This window comes from Variovorax sp. 05L425 (assembly GCF_056397705.1).
Genome location: NZ_JBFTNY010000003.1, coordinates 214,487 through 230,447 on the forward strand (window position 1 = coordinate 214,487; position 15,961 = coordinate 230,447).

The following is a 15,961-nucleotide window of genomic DNA, read 5'->3' on the forward strand; positions in this document are numbered from 1 at the left end:
GACCTGATATGAGTTCAACCACGCAAGGCACCACGCCCTACTACTTCGTGCCCGGGCCCTCTGCCTACCCGGTCATGGCCGCGACGGGCCTGCTCTTTGTCATTCTGGGAGCAGCCCAGTGGATCAACGGTCATCAATGGGGCGCATGGTCGCTCTTGTTGGGCATGATCACTTGGCTCGGCACACTGTTCGTGTGGTTCCGGACGGCGATTGGCGAGAGCGAGAGCGGCAAGTATGGCTACAAGGTCGACCTCTCCTTCCGCTGGAGCATGAGTTGGTTCATCTTCTCGGAGGTGATGTTCTTCGGCGCCTTCTTCACCGCGCTGTGGTGGGCGCGCACCCATGCGCTGCCTGCGCTTGGTAGCCTCGACAACGCCATCCTGTGGCCGGACTTCAAGGCGGTATGGCCGACCGTGGCCGCCGGTGTGACCGGATCGCCGGCCGACATTGTCGAACCGTTCCAGACGGTTGGGCCTTTCTGGCTGCCTACCATCAATACGGCATTGCTGCTGAGTTCCGGTGTAACGCTCACGATTGCCCACCACGCCCTGCGTGCCGGTCATCGCGCGCAAACCGTCCGGTTCATGTGGCTGACCGTGTTGCTGGGACTGACCTTCCTGTGCGTTCAGGGCTACGAATATCATCATCTGTACACCGAGCTGAACCTCAAGCTCAGCTCTGGCACGTACGGCTCGACCTTCTTCATGCTGACCGGCTTCCACGGGCTGCACGTGTTCATCGGCATGCTGATGCTGCTGTTCATCACGCTCCGCATTCGTGCGGGGCACTTCACACCTGAGCGCCACTTCGGTTTCGAGGGCGCAGCCTGGTACTGGCACTTCGTCGACGTTGTGTGGCTCGGCCTGTACATCACGGTCTACTGGCTTTGAATACGAACGACGGCACAAGAAAAAAGCGCCGCAAGGCGCTTTTTTCATGGTTCTACGAAAACGAGCAGCAGCTACTTGCCGACCGGAAGGCCCCCTGGCTGGATGTAGCCCAGTTTCCAGGCCACCAGGATGCAAAGGAACAAAACAACCGACAGCGCAATCCGAACGGTCAGCGCGCGCGCCATGCCACCACTTTTGGCGCGGCCATTGCGCCCGTCCCTCAGCATGAAGAACAGCGCAAATCCGAGGCTCGCCAAGATGCCCGCAAAGGCGAGGGCGACAAAGTATTTCATGACCCACATTATCGGCCGCAGAGGCCGCCTCATGGTTTGAACACAGATATCTTGGCCGCCGGACCTCGCACGCGTGGCGGCCGCTTCTGGCTGATCACCGCCATCGCCGTGATCACCATTGCCGGCACCGTTTCGCTGGGCCGTTGGCAGCTTTCGCGCGCTGCGCAAAAAGAGGCCATCCAGGCGGAAATCGATACGCAAAAGAGCCTTCCGCCGCTTGATCAACAAGCCTTTCTTGCACTGGAAAGCGCTTCGTCCACGCTCCATCGCCCAGTCCGCTTGCGGGGGCTTTGGCTGACACCGCACACCGTCTATCTCGACAATCGGCAGATGCATGGTGTGCCCGGCTTTTACGTGCTGACGCCGTTTGCGATCGAGGGCACCAATCAGACGGTCATGATCCAGCGTGGCTGGATCCAGCGCAATTTCACCGACAGGACCCACTTGGAGCCGGTCGAGACGCCGCCCGGGCTGGTCGAAGTGACGGGAAGAATTGCCCCACCGCCGGCGCGTTTGCTGGACTTGGGCAAGGCCGAACAAGGGACGTCAACGCCTGGTGCCGCGGGGTCTTCGCCCATCCGGCAGAATCTCGACCTTGAAGCGTATCGGGCCGAGACCGGTCTACCCCTGCGGACCGATGTCTCGCTGCAGCAGACCGGTGAGACTTCCGAGGGTCTGCAGCGCGACTGGCCGGCTCCCGCACTCGGTGTTGAAAAACACTACGGCTATGCGTTCCAGTGGTTCGGGTTGTCGGCCCTCGTCGTATTTCTCTATGTCTGGTTCCAACTCATCGCCCCCTACCGCCGCGCACGTCTTGCAAGCCGCCGCTGACGAGCCGCTCGGCCTGACGGTCCATTCCATGCCGTCGCCGCGGCAGGCGCTTGCAGGAGCCGAAGGGCGCCGGACGGCGCTCGGCCGCTGGAAGATGATCATCGTCCTGCTGTGCTGCGCGGCGCCGGTGATTGCCTCTTACTTCACCTATTACGTCATTCGGCCGGAAGGCCGGAGCGTCTATGGCGAGTTGGCGGAGCCGCAGCGTCCGGTACCGAACATCGCGGGCACGTCGCCCGATGGCGCGAAGGTCATGCTCCCGGCACTCAAGGGCCAGTGGCTGCTGGTCGCTGTTGCCGATGCGGCATGCGACTCGCTCTGCGAGCAGCAGCTCTATCTGCAACGCCAGCTTCGCGAAAGTCTCGGCCGCGAAAAGGAACGCGTGGACCGCGTTTGGTTCGTCAGCGATGCGGCGCCGATCCCGGCGCGCCTCGAGGCGGCCTTGCGTGGGGCGACGGTTGTCCGCGTGCCGCCAGACCAACTCGCGCAGTGGCTCGCGCCCAGCGCTGGCCACGCGCTGGCGGATCATCTCTACGTCGTCGACCCAATGGGCAACTGGATGATGCGTTTCCCCGCGCGCATGGATACCGCTGGTGCCAGCCGCGCCAAGCGCGATCTCGACAGGTTGTTGCGCGCCTCCGCCTCCTGGGACGAGCCGGGGCGCTGAGTCAACCATGGATACGACCTCGCTCTACGACCTCACCCCCATCGCCTGGCTCATGGCGGTCGGTGTGCTGCTCGCTCTCGGGCCGCTGATCTGGGTTTGGCGGCGCAACGCCGGTGCGGGCCCGGCGCGGCGACTGCACGCGCTGACCGTGCTCACGCTGTTCCTGACATTCGACCTCACCCTGTTTGGTGCCTTCACGCGTCTCACCGATTCCGGCCTCGGCTGTCCCGACTGGCCGGGCTGCTACGGAAACGCCAGCCCCGTCGGTGCCCGTCACGACATCGCGATGGCACAGGCAGCGCAACCGACGGGGCCGGTCACGCACAGCAAGGCATGGGTCGAGATGGTCCATCGTTATCTCGCCACTGGCGTCGGAGTCCTCATCCTTGCGCTGGCCATTGCGACCTGGGTCGCGCGGCGGCGCCAGCGCCTGTCCGGTCATGCCGGCGCTCGGCCTTTGAGCCCGTGGTGGCCCGCGGCCACGCTGGTGTGGGTTTGCCTGCAAGGCGCGTTCGGTGCCATGACCGTCACGTGGAAGCTGTTTCCCGCGATCGTCACGCTTCATCTGTTGGGTGCGGTCGTCCTGCTGGCATTGCTATGCATTCAGGCCGTGCGCTATCAGCAAGATGCAACGCAGCGTTTGCCCACACCGGTGCCCTCGTCCTTGCGCAACCTGCTGATCGCGACAACAGCGCTGCTGGTCCTGCAGATTGCGCTCGGCGGTTGGGTCAGCACCAACTATGCAGTGCTGGCTTGCACTCAGTTCCCGACATGCCAGAACAGCTGGTGGCCACCCATGAATTTCGCGCAGGGCTTCCAGCTATGGCGCCATCTGGGCGAAACCGCTGATGGCGTTCCGATCGACTTCGCGGCGCTGACAGCGATTCACTATGCGCACCGGTTGATGGCCTACGTCGTCTTCATCGCCATTGCCGGGCTTGCCTGGTCTCTGCATCGCGTGAGGGCCCTGCAGCCGCAGGGCCGCTGGTTGGCAGGGCTCGCGCTGCTCCAGCTTGCGACTGGCTTGGGCAACGTGCTCCTCGGGTGGCCACTCGTCGCGGCCGTCCTGCACACAGGCGGCGCCGCAGCACTTGCAGTTGTCCTGACCTGGACCTTGTGCGAAAGCCGGCGCGAACGTGTGCTGGCGCCCGCCGGCGCCGGTGCGCGCGGCGAACGAATGGAGGTCGCATGCGCCGCGCCGGGCCGCCCCAAGCAAGCTCGCACCGCAGTGCGGAGCACGGAGGTTACTCGATGAGCGCGCCGGCTTCCTTGCACGGTCCGACGACCGTCAGTGTGCTGCGCCAGTTCTACGCGCTGACCAAGCCCCGTGTCGTCCAACTGATTGTCTTCTGTGCGCTGATCGGCATGGTGCTCGCGGTGCCGGGCGTCCCGGGCCTTGCTGAATTGCAGCAGGGTGCGCTGGCGTGCATCGGCATCTGGCTGGTCGCGGGCGCTGCGGCGGCATTCAACTGCCTGGTCGAAAAGGGCATCGACGCAAAGATGAAGCGAACCGCGTGGCGCCCGACGGCGCGGGGCGAGCTGAGCGACCGGCAGGCGTTGCTCTTTTCGGCCGCACTGTGCGCCGCTGGCTCGGCGCTTCTATGGTTTGCCGTCAATCCGTTGACGATGTGGCTTACCTTTGCGACCTTCGTCGGCTATGCGGTGGTCTACACCGTGATCCTCAAGCCGCTGACGCCCCAGAATATCGTGATCGGCGGCGCTTCAGGCGCGATGCCGCCCGTGCTGGGATGGGCCGCGATGACCGGCGAAGTGAGCCCGGAAGCGCTCATCCTCTTCCTCATCATCTTCCTGTGGACGCCGCCGCACTTCTGGGCCCTGGCGCTCTATCGGGTCGAGGACTATCGCAAGGCGGGCTTGCCGATGTTGCCGGTGACGCACGGGAACGAATTCACGCGCCTGCAGGTGTTGCTCTACACCTTCATTCTTTTCGCGGCCTGCTTGATGCCCTTCATTTATGGCATGAGCGGCTGGCTCTATCTGGTGGTTGCCTTCGGCGTCAGCATCGGCTTCACCGGGCACGCCTTCGCACTGTGGCGAAACTACTCCGATGCGCTCGCGCGCAAGACCTTTCGCTTTTCGTTGATTCACCTGAGCGTGCTGTTCGCTGCGCTGCTCGTCGACCACTATCTCCGATGACCCAATCCATCAGCAAGCGTCAGGCTCTCGGCAGAATCGCCATGGTGGCGGCCACCTTTGGCGTTGCCGCCATCGCGGGCATCAACCTCACGGCCTGCACCGAAGCGAAGCCGACCTTCAATGCGGTCGATATCACCGGCGCGGACTTCGCCAAGGACTTCTCGCTGACCGACGCCAATGGACGCGTGCGAACGATGGCGGATTTCAAGGGCAAGGTGGTGGTGCTCTTCTTCGGCTATGCGCAGTGCCCGGATGTCTGCCCGACGACCATGACGGAAATGGCGCAGGTCAAACAGCAACTGGGCAGCGACGGCGACAAGCTGCAGGTGCTGTTCGTCACGGTGGACCCGGAGCGTGACACGCCGGACGTCATGAAGGCCTACATGGGGGCATTCGATCCCTCGTTCGTTGCACTGATTCCGACGCCCGAGCAACTCCCGCCCCTCGCAAAGGACTACAAGGTCTACTACAAGAAGGTCGAAGGCAAGACGCCTACCAGCTATTCAATGGACCATTCGGCTGCCAGCTTCGTCTACGACCCGCAAGGTCGCCTGAGGCTTTATGCGCGCTATGGCGCGGGAGTTCCAGCGATGGTGTCCGACATCAAGGCACTGCTCAAGTCCTGAGTTCGGCGCCGTGGCCAGCGTCGATCATCTCAGGCAGCGCAAAGGCGCCTTTCGCATCGCCCTGATGCATCGCCTTGTTGGAGCCGCTGCGATCAGATCCCAGTCGGTACGTCCAGAACTCGGTCGCAAACTGGCTCAATGATGCAAGCCGGACGCAGCCCGCTTGGGCCGAGGAGACTTGCGCGCGCTGGCGTGCGGAAAGCGATGTTCCGGAGACGCACTACATCGTGCGCCGCGCCCTGCGGACGCTGTCGAAGCAGGCGCCCGAGTCAGCTTAGAAAGAAAAAACCCGGCCAGCGGGCCGGGTTCGATGGCAGCGAAAGACGGCTTACGCGTATTCCGCGAGCGCCTTCTTCATCTTCTTCATGGCCGCGACCTCGATCTGGCGAATGCGTTCGGCGCTCACGCCGTAAACCGCAGCCAGGTCATGAAGCGTCATGCCGCCCGAGCCGTCGTCGTTCACCTTGAGCCAGCGCTCTTCGACGATGCGGCGGCTGCGGTCATCCAGGGATGCCAGCGCGGTTGAGATGCCGTCCGTCGACAGCCGATCACGCTGCCGCGATTCGATCTGCGCGGTCGGCTCCTGGCTCGCGTCGGCCAGGTAAGCGATGGGGCCGAAGCCCTCATCACCATCGTCGGATGGACTGGGGTCCAACAGCACATCGCCGCCGGAGAGGCGCGTTTCCATCTCCAGGACTTCTTCAGGTTTCACGTTGAGGCGGGTCGCCATCTGCGTGACTTCGTCCGCGCTCAGGGTGTCACGGTGCGTATGGCCATCCAGGGCGGCCGCGTCGGCCTTGAAACCTTGCTTCATCGAGCGCAGATTGAAGAAAAGCTTGCGCTGGGCCTTGGTCGTCGCGACCTTGACCATGCGCCAGTTCTTCAGGATGTATTCGTGGATCTCAGCCTTGATCCAGTGCATGGCATAGCTGACCAGCCGCACGCCTTGGTCGGGGTCGAAGCGCTTCACGGCCTTCATCAGGCCGACATTGCCTTCCTGGATCAGGTCGCCGTGCGGCAGACCATAGCCCAGGTATTGGCGGGAAATCGAAATAACGAGCCGCAGGTGCGACAGGATCAACGCACTGGCAGCTTCCAGGTCGTTATGGTCGCGCAATTTGCGCGCAAAACCCTGCTCTTCCTCGAGCGTCAACAAAGGCAGCCGGTTGGCTGCCGAGATATAGGCGTCCAGGTTACCCAGCGACGGCACCATCGACCAGGGATTGGCGACGGCGAGCTGGTTGGCAGAGGCTCCAGACAATGATGTCATTCGGGAAACTCCTTTGTTGGTGACCATATTAGCACTCGATTAGAGGGAGTGCTAAGGTCAGGGTTCCCACCTACTTTCAATGAGGCTGATAGCTTGAACCCGTCGAAAAGCTGGCCAAGCTGTTCCGGCGGCGGGCTTACCAGCGGATACCGAGGCGCAGAAATAGCCTCGAAAGTACGAAAAGCGGGCCGACCCAGAGATATTGGATATCTTCGAAAAATGAGGGTTTCTTGCCTTCGATCCTGTGGCCGATGAACTGGAAAGCCCATGCGACAACAAAGATAGCGGCGGAAACGGGCAATACAAGGTCGCCCATGGCGTGGATGGCTGCCAAGAGGATCGCCGTCCCGCCGATCATGGTGACCAGAAAGGCCGGCGAACGCAGGGTGGCGTAGTAGACGAGGCTGGCCGCCACGAAGGCGTAGGCCACCCAGGGATGCAACGCGAAGAGCAAGCCAACGATGCTCAGCATGATCGCCGGAATGGCCACCATGTGAATGGCTTCGTTTGTCGGGTTGCGATGGCTCTCGCCATAGTACGCGAGCAGGCGATCGACCTTGCGATCGGCGCCCGTCAGCGGTGTTGCCGCGGTATTCATGGTGTCTCCTCGTTCTTCTGTCGGGGCATGATGCCAGACTGAGCTTCCGGCCACCAATGGGCCGGCCGCGACCCGCGCCTATCCGAGCAGGGCCTGGGCGAACTCCCGGGCGTCGAAGGTTTCCAGATCTTCCAGCTTTTCGCCGACCCCGATGAAATAGACCGGGATAGGCCGTTCGCGAGCGATCGCGCACAGGACGCCGCCCTTTGCAGTGCCATCGAGTTTGGTAACGACCAGACCCGTCAAGCCGAGCGCCTCATCGAATGCCCTGACCTGGGCCAGTGCGTTCTGCCCGGTATTGCCGTCGATCACGAGGAGCACCTCGTGCGGCGCGGTCGTATCGGCGCGAGCGACGACCCGCTTGATCTTCTTCAGCTCGTCCATCAAGTGAATCTGCGTCGGCAGCCGGCCGGCTGTGTCGACCAGGACCACGTCCTTGCCGCGCGCCTTGCCCGCGTTGACCGCGTCGAAGCTCACCGCGGCGGGGTCGCCGCCCTCCTGGCTGACGATTTCGACAGTGTTCCGGTCCGCCCAGACCAGCAACTGCTCCCGCGCTGCCGCCCGAAAAGTATCGGCCGCAGCCAGCAGCACGGACGCGCCCTCGTTGGCCAGGTGCTTGGTCAGCTTGCCGATGGACGTGGTTTTCCCCGCGCCGTTCACGCCGGCAACCATGATCACCGTCGGCGTGTATTGGCCGATCACCAGCGATTTTTCGAGCGGGCGCAGCAGATCGGCGATCGCATCCGCCAGCAGGACCTTCACCTGCCCGGCGTCGGTCGCCATGTTGCTCTTTACGCGGCGACGTAGATCGTCCAGTAAGTGCTCAGTGGCTTTGACGCCGGTATCGGCCATCAGCAGCGCTTCTTCCAACTCCTCATAGAGCGCGTCGTCGATCTGGGCGTTGACGAAGGTGGCGGCGATACTGTTGCCGGTCTTGCGCAGGCCGCTCTTGAGCTTGTTGAGCCAACCGCTGCGTTCGGCTGCTGGCGGCTCGGCGGCCGGAACTACGACTTCGGCTGCCGGCGGGGGCAGGGGCACCAACACTGGTGCTGGCACCGGTGTCGGTGACTTCTCCAGCGGTTCCTCGAACTTCGCAGGTACAGGCTCCGGTTCGGGCGGAACGACCGGCGCGGGCGAGGCGATACGGCCCCCGAACCAGGTGGATGGCGAAAAGACCGACTTTGCGGGTGCCGCAGGCTCCGCCGAGGGTTCAACCGGCGAAACTTCGGGCTCGGGCGCCGGGACTGGCGCCTCGGCGGGCGGTTTTTTCTTGAAGAAACTGAACATTGAGTCGTTTTTACAATCCGAGCCATTCTATGAAACACCCCTCGCCACGCCGCGCAGCGTTTGGTGCGGTGCTGGCCTCGGTGCTGATGGCGCCTTGGATCTTGCCCGCGTCCGCGCAGTCCTCCCCCCCACCCCATTCAGACTCATCGCCTTCGGCCGCCGCATCGGCCGAGCCACAGAAGTTCACGCTCGCCAACGGCATGACATTGATCGTCAAGCCTGATCGCCGCGCCCCTACCGCCGTCCAGATGCTCTGGGTTCGTGTCGGCTCAATGGATGAGGTCGACGGCACTTCAGGCGTTGCTCACGTTCTGGAGCACATGATGTTCAAGGGCACCAAGGACCTGAAGCCGGGTGAGTTTTCCCGGCGGGTCGCGGCACTCGGCGGACGCGAAAACGCCTTCACGACCCGCGACTACACCGGCTTCTACCAGCAGATCCCGGTTGAAAAGCTCGAACAGGTCATGAAGCTGGAGTCTGACCGATTTGCCAACATGCAATGGCCGGACGACGAATTCAAGCGCGAGATCGAGGTCGTCAAGGAGGAGCGCCGCATGCGCACCGACGACCAGCCGCGCGCCTTGCTCGGCGAACAACAAAACGCCGCTGTCTTCACCGCGTCGCCGTACCACCGCCCGGTGGTCGGATGGATGAGCGACCTCGATGCCATGACGCCTGCGGACGCTCGCGCCTTCTTCAAGCAGTGGTACACGCCCGAGAACGCGGTGATCGTCGTGGTGGGTGATGTCGACGTGGCGCAGGTGCGCGCCATGGCCGAGAAATACTATGGCTCGATCCCGGCGCGCGCGCTGCCGGTGCGCAAGCCTCGCACCGAACCCGCCCAGCGCGGCGTTCGCCGTATCGAATTCAAGGCACCGGCCGAGCAGGCCTATGTGTCGCTCGCGTTCCGTGTGCCGCAGATCGACCCCGCCGACAAGTTCGCGGGCGACATCGATCCTTACGCGCTCGTGGTGCTGTCGGCGGTGCTCGACGGCTACCAGGGTGCTCGGCTGGACCGCGCGTTGACGCAAGGTCCCGATCGCGTGGCGGACCAGGCGGGGGCCTATTCCGGTTTCGTCGGCCGCGGTCCGCAGTTGTTCGTGCTCGAAGGTGTCCCGGCGGCAGGCAAGACCGCCCAGGCTGTCGAGACCGCGCTGCGCGCAGAAGTCGCGCGGATTGCTCGCGACGGCATTGGCGAGGCCGAACTGGCCCGCGTGAAGACTCAGTGGGTGGCCAGCGAGACCTACAAGCTCGACTCCGTCATGGCGCAAGCGCGTGAACTCGGCAGCAACTGGGTGCAGGGCCTTCCGCTGGATGCAAGCGCCCGGATCATCGAACGCCTGCAGGGCGTCACGGCCGCGCAGGTGCAGGCAGTGGCGGCGAAGTATTTCGGCGATGACCAGATGACGACCGCCGTCCTGCGGCCCTTGCCGCCCGAGAAAAACGGCCGCCCGCGCGGCTTTGCAGCGCCGACGGGCGATCTGCGCTGAAAGAGGGCTGCATTCCCATGTTCAAGATTCCAAAGATGGCCCTCCGCGCTGTCCTCGCCGGCACTGCCGTACTTCTTGGCGCGAACGCCTTCGCCGCCATACCGATCCAGCACTGGACCTTGCCGAACGGCGCCAAGATCTATCTCGCCGCAACCAGCGCGTTGCCGATCGTCGATGTCCAGGCGGACTTCGACGCCGGCGCCCGTCGCGACCCGCCCGCGCAAGCCGGTCTTGCCAGCGTGACCGCGATGATGGTCGAAAAGGGTATGCGCGCGAGCGGAAGCGATCCGGCGATGGACCAGAACGCCCTCGGCGAAGCCTGGGCCGATCTGGGCGCGAATTTCGACGTGAGCGCCGGTTCCGAACGCACCAGTTTCACGCTGAGAACATTGTCCGAGCCTGCGCTGCTCGACAAGGCGGTTCGGCTCGCGGCGCGCCAGATCGGCGAGCCGGCCTTTCCGGAGGATGTCTGGAAGCGCGAGCGGGAGAGGCTCAACGCGGCCATCAAGGAAGCCAACACGAAGCCGGCGACCATCACGGAGCGAGCCTTTTCCCAGGCGGTCTACGGCGCGCATCCATATGGCCTCGACGTGACCGAGGCGACCCTGGCGCAGATCGACGTCGCCGCCATGCGCCGCCGATACGAGCAACTCATCGTCCCTTGCCGCGCCAAGATCAGCATCGTCGGCGCGGTGACACGTCCGCAAGCGGAAAGCATCGCGACGACGTTGCTGTCCCGTTTGCCGGCCTCGTCTTCATGCGCCGAACTCCCTGCCGTGCCCGAGGTGATGCCGCTCACCGCGGCCAAGCAAGAGCGGTTGCCGTTCGACTCGGCGCAGGCGCACGTGCTCATCGGCCAGCCTGGCTACCGGCGCGCCGACCCGGACCACTTCGCGCTCAACCTCGGCAACTACATCCTCGGCGGGGGCGGGTTCGTGTCGCGCCTGACCGAGCAGGTGCGCGAAAAGCGCGGACTGACCTACAGCATCTACAGCGGCTTCTCTCCGGGGCTGCATGCGGGCGCCTTCCGCATCGGTTTCCAGACGCGGCCCGACCAGGCCGAGGAGGCGGTGAAGGTCTCGCGCGAGGTACTGGCGAAATTCGTTGCCGACGGACCGACCGAAGCCGAGCTGAAAGCCGCGAAGGACAACCTTATCGGCGGTTTTCCGCTGCTGCTCGACAGCAATCGCAAGCTGCTCGGCAATGTCGCGAACATCGCGTGGAACGACTTGCCGCTGGATTACCTCGACACGTGGACGGCCCGGATGAACGCCGTCACGGTGGCCGACATCAAGGCCGCGTTCGCGCGCAAGCTCCAGCCGGACCGCATGGTGACTGTGATTGTGGGCGCCCAGCCCTGACAAACGCCGGGGTTCGGCGCGGTGCCGTTAAGCTTTGCGTGTGAAGCCAACTTCCCGAACCCCTCTCCCCGCCGCGGCCAAGACAGCCGCTTCTGCCAAGCTGGCCAAGGCGCCGCATTTCGTCCGGATCATCGGCGGTGAATGGAAGCGCACTCGCCTGGCCGTCGCCGACAAACCCGGCTTGCGTCCCACGCCCGATCGAGTCCGCGAGACACTCTTCAATTGGCTCGCGAGCCTCGCGGGCGCTGGCGGCGGCGAGTTGCCAGGGTGGAAATGCATCGATGCCTTCGCCGGGACCGGTGCGCTGGGCCTCGAAGCTGCTTCGCGCGGCGCGAACGCGGTGCTGCTGTGCGAACAGGATCCGGCACTCGTTGCGCAGTTGCAGACGCTGAAGACCAAGCTCACCGCCGATGCCGTGCGCGTCGAGCGGGGTAACGGCGTCACTGCCCTGGAGCGTGCCCCCGCCGGGAGTCTGCACGCAGTGTTCCTCGACCCGCCATTCGAAAACACAGCCCTGTACGTGCCCGCGCTGCGCGCAGCCGAGCGCGCGTTGCGACCCGGCGGCGTGATTTATCTCGAAGCTGCGCAACGGTGGGACGTTGACGAACTCGCTGTGCTGGGATTGACGATCTATCGCCATCTGAAGGCCGGTGCAGTACACGCGCACCTTCTTCAACGCACGGCGGACGCGGCTGCATAATCCGCCGAACCAGGCCGCGAGCGGCTGCATCAGGAGGAAGCAACCATGACCAGCAACGTGATCGCGGTATATCCCGGCACTTTCGACCCCATGACGCTCGGCCACGAAGACGTGGTCCGGCGCGCGACCCAGTTGTTCTCCCGTGTCATCGTCGCCGTCGCTGCAGGTCATCACAAGAAGGCACTCTTCACGCTGCAGGAGCGCATCGACATGGCGCGCGAGGCCGTGAAGCCATTCAGCGACCAGGTCACTGTCGAAAGCTTCTCGGGCCTCCTGCGCGACTTCGTCGTCGCGCGCGGCGGCAAAGCCATGGTGCGTGGGCTGCGCGCCGTGACGGACTTCGACTACGAGTTCCAACTCGCCGGCATGAATCGCTCGCTCATGCCCGAAGTCGAAACCGTGTTTCTCACACCCAGCGACAAGTACCAGTTCATCTCCAGCACGTTCGTACGAGAGATTGCGATGTTGGGCGGCGAAGTCGACAAGTTCGTGTCGCCCAAAGTGCAGGAAAGCCTGATGGCTAAAGTGCGCAGCCTCGGCCGCGAATGACCGAGTCGGTGCCGCTTCGCCTGCACTCCCTCGGCGAGGCGGCCCTGGTGTGTGAGTTGCCCGCGCCGGCGACCTTGACGCAGCAGCAGCGGATCTGGGCGCTCGCGGCCGAAGCCATGCAGTGGCGCGGCGTTCGCGAGGTGCTCCCTGGGATGAACAACCTGAGCCTGCTCTTCGATCCCGATCAGATCGACAGCGCCGAGCTCGAGATGCAGGTGCTTTCCGCGTGGCCGCAGTTGAATGCGTCGTCGATCGAGGGGCGTCGCATCGAGATTCCGGTCAACTACGGCGGCGAGTTCGGCCCCGACTTGGCGGAGGTGGCCCTGCACACCGGTCTCACGCCGTCCGAAGTCGTCCGGCGGCACAGCGAGGGAGATTACGTGGTGTACCTGCTCGGCTTCCTGCCGGGCTTTGCCTTCATGGGCGGACTCGCGCCCGAGCTTGCCACGCCGCGCAGGTCCGCGCCTCGGCTGGAAGTGCCTGCAGGGGCAGTCGGTATCGGCGGCGAGCAGACGGGGATCTATCCGATGGCGTCGCCCGGAGGGTGGCAGTTGATCGGAAGAACCTCGCTGAAGCTGTTCGATCCGAGTGCCGCCGAGCCCACCCTGTTAAGGCCTGGTGACCATGTGCGCTTCGCCGTGGAAAGCGTGGAGGCATGATGGCTGTCGGCGTCACCGTATTGCGCCCCGGCATGATGGCTTCGGTGCAGGACCTGGGCCGGCACGGCCATCGGCAGTTGGGCGTCTGTCCGGGTGGCGCGCTCGATCCGTTGGCGCTCGTGCTGGCGAATCGTCTCGCGGGCAATCCCGACGGCGCGGCCGGGCTCGAACTCACGATGGGAGGATGCGAGTTGCGTTTCGATGCGGCGACGCGCATCGCGATCACTGGCGATGACTTCGACGCGCGTCTGGACGGCGCGCCCCTCTGGCCCGGTTGGAGCGTGCCCGTGCGCGCCGGCCAGACACTCAAGTTTGGGCGCGCCAATCGCTCAAGCCGGAAAATGGGCCTACGGACCTGGCTGGCGGTTGCAGGTGGTATCGACGTGCCGGTGATCCTCGGTTCGCGAAGTACAGACCTGAAGGCCGGGTTCGGCGGCCATGAAGGTCGGCTCCTGAAAGCAGGCGACAGCTTGATGTCGGGCCTGTCAGCCCTGAGTGCCGGTCAGCTGTCGAGGCGGCCATTCGGCGTGCGCATGCCCCAATGGCACGTCAATGTGGACGACGGCGCGATTGTCTTGCGCGCCATGCCCGGTCCTGAGTACGAGCAGTTCACAGCGGCTTCACGCGAACTGCTGTGGCGCGAGCCCTGGCGCATCACGCCGCGGAGCAACCGCATGGGCAACCGGCTGGAAGGATCGGAGCTCAAGCGCAAGCGCGGACTCGACATCCTGTCGTCGGGCGTGATTCCCGGAACGATCCAGGTGCCGCCTTCGGGGCAGCCCATCGTGCTGATGGGCGACGCGCAAACGACGGGCGGCTATCCGCGCATCGGCGTGATCATTCAGGCGGATCTGTGGAAGCTGGCGCAGGCGCCGCTCGACGGTCGTCTTCGATTCCGGCAGGTCGATGCCGCGGAGGCGCTTGCCGCCTTGCATGAACAGCAGCGCTATCTCGCGCACCTCGCGCAAGGCCTTGCTTCCATGGATTGGATCGCACCGGCGCGGAAGTCCGTTTCGGCGGAGCCTCAAGCCGATTGAACGCGCTGCGGCGCGGACTCAGCTGGCGGTGCTCGTGTTCAGGTTTTCCAGCCAGCGGCGGAGTGCGGTGTTGACGAACTCCGGCTTCTCCATCGTGAGCATGTGGCCGCACTGCGGGACCCATGCGAGTTCGGCGTGGGGCATCAGCGCGGCAATTTCGCGCGAACACTCGGGAGGCGTGAGGCGGTCGCCGTCGCCGCACATCACCAGCGTGGGGCATCGCAGCCGGGCCAGATGCGGTCGCTGGTCGGGACGCTCCATCAGCGCACGGTTCTGGCGGATCAGCTGCGTGGTGCCGGCGTCGAGGATCAGGTCGACGTAGCGCCGGACGAGTGCCGCATCGCCGGCCTGGACGGGGTGGAAGGCGAAGCCGGCGTTGAGTTCGATCACGTCGCGCGCCTCGCCGTGCTCGAACAGTTCGATCGCCGATTTGCGGAGTTCGTACATGTCGGGCGTCTCCGGTCGCGCATTGGTGCCGAGCAGCGCCAGCCCTGCGATGCGCTCGGGCGCCTGGCGTGCTGCCTCCATGGCGATCATTCCGCCCATCGACGCGCCGCATAGGATCAGAGAACCGGTTTGCTCCGACAACAAGGCAGTGGCCATGGTCTCAATGCGGTCATGACGCATGTGCACGTCGCTCACGCGAACGCCGAGCGACGAGGGCAGGGCGGGGATCTGGGCTTCCCAGAGGCGCTCGTCGCAGGCGAGGCCGGGCAACAGGACAAGACTTGGCATGGGCGAATTCTCCGCCATCGCGCACGGACACCTCGCCGTCACCCGCTGCGAGGACAATACGCGTCAGCCTATGCCCACTACCGAACTCATTCTGATCCGCCACGGTGAAACCGACTGGAACCGCGAACTCCGTTTCCAGGGCCACGTCGACGTTCCTCTCAACGACATGGGCCATGAGCAGGCGCGCCGGCTCGGCCTTCGCATGGCGGACGAACAGGTCGATCATCTCGTCAGCAGCGACCTGATGCGCGCACAGCAGACAGCCGCGCCCGCTGCGCAGCAACTGGCGCTGGAAATCGTCACCACCGTTGCGTTGCGCGAGCAGAACTTCGGCATCGTCGAAGGCATGCGCGCCGACGAGATACAGAATCTGCATCCGCGCGCATGGGAGGACTGGCTGCAGTTCCGCGAAGACCACGCGATGCCCGAAGGCGAATCGCCGCGACAGTTCCACGCCCGGATCATCGAGGCGCTCGGACACATCGCCACTGTCCATGCGGGGCAGCGCGTGCTGGTCGTGACGCACGGCGGCGTGCTCGACATGGTCTGGCGCACCGCCCGCGGGCTCGGCCTGAACGGGCCGCGCCAAAGCGAGATTCCCAATGCGGGCTTCAACCGGATTCGCATTGCCGACGCCTCGGCACCGGAAGTCATCGAGATCGTCGATTGGGCCGACACCCGCCATCTCGCAGACCTGCCGGAGCAGCCCACCTATGACCAGCGGCGTCACCTGAAGAGCCTCAAGAAGTAAAGCTGCCTCCGGAATCGCAAGATTCGTCAAGCACGCCGCAACGAAGATCAAGAGCGCACA

18 protein-coding genes are annotated in these 15,961 nt (G+C 64.5%); 13 read left to right on the forward strand and 5 right to left on the reverse strand.

Translation table 11 applies throughout. The features are described from left to right. The first annotated feature begins 8 nt into the window (after positions 1 to 8). The gene (locus AC1DN9_RS05180; protein ID WP_478097913.1) at positions 9 to 890 is read left to right on the forward strand and encodes a cytochrome c oxidase subunit 3; all 882 of its coding nucleotides are present in this window, start codon (positions 9 to 11) and stop codon (positions 888 to 890) included. A gap of 71 nt (positions 891 to 961) precedes the next feature. Here the strand turns inward: AC1DN9_RS05180 and AC1DN9_RS05185 are convergent, their stop codons facing one another. After that, positions 962 to 1,183: a twin transmembrane helix small protein gene (locus AC1DN9_RS05185; RefSeq protein ID WP_478097914.1), complete on the reverse strand. Its 222-nt coding sequence runs from the start codon at positions 1,181 to 1,183 to the stop codon at positions 962 to 964. Between the two features lie 51 nt (positions 1,184 to 1,234). Here AC1DN9_RS05185 and AC1DN9_RS05190 point away from each other — a divergent pair, with 51 nt between their 5' ends. The 5 genes from AC1DN9_RS05190 to AC1DN9_RS05210 are packed head-to-tail and all read left to right on the forward strand — an operon-like array spanning position 1,235 to position 5,464. Beyond that, complete coding sequence (locus AC1DN9_RS05190) at positions 1,235 to 2,014, forward strand: SURF1 family protein (protein ID WP_478097916.1); 780 nt, start codon at positions 1,235 to 1,237, stop codon at positions 2,012 to 2,014. Beyond that, entirely contained in the window at positions 1,956 to 2,681 is a 726-nt protein-coding gene (locus tag AC1DN9_RS05195; RefSeq protein WP_478097917.1) for an SCO family protein, read from the forward strand. The genes AC1DN9_RS05190 and AC1DN9_RS05195 overlap by 59 nt, the downstream gene beginning before the upstream one ends. A gap of 7 nt (positions 2,682 to 2,688) precedes the next feature. Next, positions 2,689 to 3,936, forward strand: a complete 1,248-nt coding sequence (locus tag AC1DN9_RS05200; protein WP_478097918.1) for a COX15/CtaA family protein — start codon at positions 2,689 to 2,691, stop codon at positions 3,934 to 3,936. Further along, complete coding sequence (gene cyoE / locus AC1DN9_RS05205; RefSeq protein WP_478097920.1) at positions 3,933 to 4,838, forward strand: heme o synthase; 906 nt, start codon at positions 3,933 to 3,935, stop codon at positions 4,836 to 4,838. Before AC1DN9_RS05200 ends, cyoE begins: the two co-directional genes overlap by 4 nt. Beyond that, complete coding sequence (locus AC1DN9_RS05210; RefSeq protein ID WP_478097921.1) at positions 4,835 to 5,464, forward strand: SCO family protein; 630 nt, start codon at positions 4,835 to 4,837, stop codon at positions 5,462 to 5,464. The genes cyoE and AC1DN9_RS05210 overlap by 4 nt, the downstream gene beginning before the upstream one ends. 328 nt (positions 5,465 to 5,792) lie before the next feature. Here AC1DN9_RS05210 and rpoH read toward each other — a convergent pair whose 3' ends face one another. The 3 genes from rpoH to ftsY form a co-directional block, all read right to left on the reverse strand. Beyond that, entirely contained in the window at positions 5,793 to 6,734 is a 942-nt protein-coding gene (gene rpoH / locus AC1DN9_RS05215; RefSeq protein ID WP_478097922.1) for an RNA polymerase sigma factor RpoH, read from the reverse strand. Positions 6,735 to 6,870: 136 nt separating this feature from the next. Beyond that, on the reverse strand, positions 6,871 to 7,332 hold the full coding sequence (locus AC1DN9_RS05220) for an Mpo1 family 2-hydroxy fatty acid dioxygenase (RefSeq protein ID WP_478097924.1): 462 nt from the start codon (positions 7,330 to 7,332) through the stop codon (positions 6,871 to 6,873). Positions 7,333 to 7,410: 78 nt separating this feature from the next. After that, positions 7,411 to 8,619 carry a signal recognition particle-docking protein FtsY gene (gene ftsY / locus AC1DN9_RS05225; RefSeq protein ID WP_478097926.1) on the reverse strand — a complete coding sequence of 403 codons (1,209 nt, stop codon included), beginning with the start codon at positions 8,617 to 8,619 and terminating at the stop codon, positions 7,411 to 7,413. Positions 8,620 to 8,648: 29 nt separating this feature from the next. Between ftsY and AC1DN9_RS05230 the strand changes: the two genes are divergently transcribed. The 6 genes from AC1DN9_RS05230 (at position 8,649) to AC1DN9_RS05255 (ending at position 14,415) form a co-directional block, all read left to right on the forward strand. Further along, positions 8,649 to 10,109 (forward strand): M16 family metallopeptidase, encoded by a 1,461-nt coding sequence (locus AC1DN9_RS05230; protein WP_478097928.1) that lies wholly within the window; start codon positions 8,649 to 8,651, stop codon positions 10,107 to 10,109. A 35-nt stretch (positions 10,110 to 10,144) separates the two neighbouring features. After that, positions 10,145 to 11,470, forward strand: a complete 1,326-nt coding sequence (locus AC1DN9_RS05235) for a M16 family metallopeptidase (protein WP_478097930.1) — start codon at positions 10,145 to 10,147, stop codon at positions 11,468 to 11,470. Between the two features lie 100 nt (positions 11,471 to 11,570). Beyond that, positions 11,571 to 12,170: an RsmD family RNA methyltransferase gene (locus tag AC1DN9_RS05240; protein ID WP_478098145.1), complete on the forward strand. Its 600-nt coding sequence runs from the start codon at positions 11,571 to 11,573 to the stop codon at positions 12,168 to 12,170. A gap of 45 nt (positions 12,171 to 12,215) precedes the next feature. Beyond that, complete coding sequence (gene coaD, locus AC1DN9_RS05245) at positions 12,216 to 12,719, forward strand: pantetheine-phosphate adenylyltransferase (protein WP_478097931.1); 504 nt, start codon at positions 12,216 to 12,218, stop codon at positions 12,717 to 12,719. Beyond that, complete coding sequence (pxpB, locus tag AC1DN9_RS05250; RefSeq protein WP_478097932.1) at positions 12,716 to 13,378, forward strand: 5-oxoprolinase subunit PxpB; 663 nt, start codon at positions 12,716 to 12,718, stop codon at positions 13,376 to 13,378. The genes coaD and pxpB overlap by 4 nt, the downstream gene beginning before the upstream one ends. Then, positions 13,378 to 14,415: a 5-oxoprolinase subunit C family protein gene (locus tag AC1DN9_RS05255; protein ID WP_478097934.1), complete on the forward strand. Its 1,038-nt coding sequence runs from the start codon at positions 13,378 to 13,380 to the stop codon at positions 14,413 to 14,415. The genes pxpB and AC1DN9_RS05255 overlap by 1 nt, the downstream gene beginning before the upstream one ends. Before the next feature lie 18 nt (positions 14,416 to 14,433). On the opposite strand, the gene AC1DN9_RS05260 is transcribed toward AC1DN9_RS05255, so the two are convergent. Beyond that, positions 14,434 to 15,150, reverse strand: coding sequence for an alpha/beta fold hydrolase (locus tag AC1DN9_RS05260; protein WP_478097935.1), 717 nt, complete (start codon positions 15,148 to 15,150; stop codon positions 14,434 to 14,436). Between the two features lie 70 nt (positions 15,151 to 15,220). On the opposite strand from AC1DN9_RS05260, the gene AC1DN9_RS05265 reads away from it, so the two are divergent. Beyond that, a complete protein-coding gene (locus tag AC1DN9_RS05265) occupies positions 15,221 to 15,901 on the forward strand; it encodes a histidine phosphatase family protein (RefSeq protein WP_478098147.1) in 681 nt (226 codons plus the stop codon). The last annotated feature ends 60 nt before the right edge of the window (positions 15,902 to 15,961 follow it).

Coding starts and splice junctions, on each gene's coding strand:
- AC1DN9_RS05180 (WP_478097913.1), top strand. CDS start 9: ATGAGTTCAACCACGCAAGGCACCACGCCCTACTACTTCGTGCCCGGG.
- AC1DN9_RS05255 (WP_478097934.1), top strand. CDS start 13,378: ATGGCTGTCGGCGTCACCGTATTGCGCCCCGGCATGATGGCTTCGGTG.
- AC1DN9_RS05265 (WP_478098147.1), top strand. CDS start 15,221: ATGCCCACTACCGAACTCATTCTGATCCGCCACGGTGAAACCGACTGG.
- AC1DN9_RS05195 (WP_478097917.1), top strand. CDS start 1,956: ATGTCTGGTTCCAACTCATCGCCCCCTACCGCCGCGCACGTCTTGCAA.
- cyoE (WP_478097920.1), top strand. CDS start 3,933: ATGAGCGCGCCGGCTTCCTTGCACGGTCCGACGACCGTCAGTGTGCTG.
- ftsY (WP_478097926.1), bottom strand. CDS start 8,619: ATGTTCAGTTTCTTCAAGAAAAAACCGCCCGCCGAGGCGCCAGTCCCG.
- AC1DN9_RS05200 (WP_478097918.1), top strand. CDS start 2,689: ATGGATACGACCTCGCTCTACGACCTCACCCCCATCGCCTGGCTCATG.
- coaD (WP_478097931.1), top strand. CDS start 12,216: ATGACCAGCAACGTGATCGCGGTATATCCCGGCACTTTCGACCCCATG.
- AC1DN9_RS05210 (WP_478097921.1), top strand. CDS start 4,835: ATGACCCAATCCATCAGCAAGCGTCAGGCTCTCGGCAGAATCGCCATG.
- AC1DN9_RS05185 (WP_478097914.1), bottom strand. CDS start 1,183: ATGAAATACTTTGTCGCCCTCGCCTTTGCGGGCATCTTGGCGAGCCTC.
- AC1DN9_RS05220 (WP_478097924.1), bottom strand. CDS start 7,332: ATGAATACCGCGGCAACACCGCTGACGGGCGCCGATCGCAAGGTCGAT.
- AC1DN9_RS05230 (WP_478097928.1), top strand. CDS start 8,649: ATGAAACACCCCTCGCCACGCCGCGCAGCGTTTGGTGCGGTGCTGGCC.
- AC1DN9_RS05235 (WP_478097930.1), top strand. CDS start 10,145: ATGGCCCTCCGCGCTGTCCTCGCCGGCACTGCCGTACTTCTTGGCGCG.
- rpoH (WP_478097922.1), bottom strand. CDS start 6,734: ATGACATCATTGTCTGGAGCCTCTGCCAACCAGCTCGCCGTCGCCAAT.
- pxpB (WP_478097932.1), top strand. CDS start 12,716: ATGACCGAGTCGGTGCCGCTTCGCCTGCACTCCCTCGGCGAGGCGGCC.
- AC1DN9_RS05260 (WP_478097935.1), bottom strand. CDS start 15,150: ATGCCAAGTCTTGTCCTGTTGCCCGGCCTCGCCTGCGACGAGCGCCTC.